Source organism: Mycobacterium sp. GA-1285 (assembly GCF_001499905.1).
In the GTDB taxonomy this organism is placed as follows: Bacteria; Actinomycetota; Actinomycetes; order Mycobacteriales; family Mycobacteriaceae; genus Mycobacterium.
Genome location: NZ_LQIS01000043.1, coordinates 1 through 1,281 on the forward strand (window position 1 = coordinate 1; position 1,281 = coordinate 1,281).

A 1,281-nucleotide genomic window follows, 5' to 3' on the forward strand; every position below is an offset into this window, starting at 1 on the left:
CGGCAGATTCATACGGTCAGTGCAACATCTGTTGTGATTGGAGTTGCGCTATGCCGAGTCCGTTCGGAGTTTCGGTTCGTCGAGATTTCTTTGATCGTGTGTGTCTGGGATCGACTGTTGGAGATGCCGCCCTGTGTGCGGGTGTGTCATACAACACCGGGTGGCTGTGGTGGCGCGATGCTGGTGCGATGACACTACGTAAGGGTCGCGGAAGTGGTGGGCTGGCTAATCCGGGGAATTTGTTGCGTCCGGGTGGATTCGGCGCCGACCTCAGTTTGGACGAACGTGTCAAGATCATGCGCGGTCTTGATGCCCACCTCACCCAGGCCGAGATCGCGCGCCGAATCGGTCGGGGCCGCTGGACGGTCAGTCGCGAAATCGCTCGCAATAAGAACCCCGACGGGGATTACCACGCCTTGATGGCCCATGCCCGCGCGGCCGAACGCGCGCGGCGGCCTAAGGCGCTCAAGCTCAAAGACAATCCGTTGTGCGCCCAGATTGAGGGCTGGATGGATATCGGTTGGAGTCCCGGGCTGATCGCCGATGTATTGGCCCGCGACTACCCCGATGACAAGCTGATGCGGGTGAGCCACGAGACGATCTATCGCTGCCTGTATGTGCAGGCTAGAGGTAGTTTGCGCGCTGATTTGCACCAACGGCTGTCTACCCGGCGGGCCAAGCGCAAGCCACGCGACCGCACCGACAATCGTCGCGGGGTCTACAGCAGTGGTGAGGAATTCAAAATCAGCGATCGTCCGGCCGAGGCCACCGACCGCGCAGTGCCCGGCCACTGGGAAGGCGATCTGATACTGGGGCCCGGGGGCACGAGTGCGATCGGGACCCTGGTCGAGCGGTCCACCCGGTTCACCTTGCTCTTGCACCTGCCCGGCGATCACACCGCCGAAACGGTAGCCACAACGATGATCAAGGCGATGAGTGAGTTACCCGAGGATCTGCGTCGGTCGATCACCTGGGACCGCGGCAGCGAGATGTCCAATTGGCGTGACATCCAGCTCCAGCTCAACACCCCGGTTTACTTCTGTAACCCCCACTCACCCTGGCAGCGCGGAACCAATGAGAACACCAACCGACTGCTGCGATTCTGGTTCGAAAAAGGCAGCGACCTAAGCGGTTACACCAAGGCCGATCTCAAACGCATACAAGATCTCCTCAACCGCCGGCCCAGACCGACCCTCGATCTCGACACACCGGCCCAGCGGTTAGCCGCACTCCTCGACCAAGCCGCCGCCTAAACGTTGCACTCACCGGTTGACAATGCCG

Annotated in this window: 1 protein-coding gene; it reads left to right on the forward strand. The window is 61.2% G+C overall.

Annotated features, from left to right (window positions below):
• The first annotated feature begins 50 nt into the window (after positions 1–50).
• The gene (locus AU193_RS17415; protein ID WP_064423629.1) at positions 51–1,253 is read left to right on the forward strand and encodes an IS30 family transposase; all 1,203 of its coding nucleotides are present in this window, start codon (positions 51–53) and stop codon (positions 1,251–1,253) included.
• The last annotated feature ends 28 nt before the right edge of the window (positions 1,254–1,281 follow it).